Source organism: Streptomyces sp. P9(2023) (assembly GCF_032436795.1).
Taxonomy (GTDB): domain Bacteria; phylum Actinomycetota; class Actinomycetes; order Streptomycetales; family Streptomycetaceae; genus Streptomyces.
This window is the reverse complement of record NZ_JAUPWM010000496.1, coordinates 1-269: the sequence shown is the minus strand read 5'-3', so window position 1 is coordinate 269 and position 269 is coordinate 1. Positions and strand designations below refer to the sequence as shown.

The 269-nt window shown below is 62.1% G+C and carries 1 protein-coding gene; it reads left to right on the top strand.

The genetic code is table 11. The annotated features are described in order from the left end of the window. The coding region (locus tag Q5762_RS38510) for a TRAP transporter small permease subunit (RefSeq protein ID WP_315896967.1) at positions 1 to 269 on the top strand (269 nt) is incomplete at both ends.

Genomic DNA, 269 nt, shown 5'->3' with positions numbered 1-269 from the left:
CCCAAGGGGCAGGCGCTTTGGGATGTGTTCACCATCTTTGCGCTGCTGTTTTACCTTGGCGTCATGCTGTGGGGCGCGTTTGAAAGCACCGCGTACAGCATCGAGATCAATGAGCGCGCGCCCTCGGCCTGGCGGCCCTATATGTGGCCGATCAAGGCGATCATCACCCTCAGCTTTGCGCTGATGATCTTGCAAGCCATCGCCCATCTGATCCGCGACATCGCCATTTTGCGCGGCGTGCCGATCCCGCCGCGCGTCCACCCCGCCAC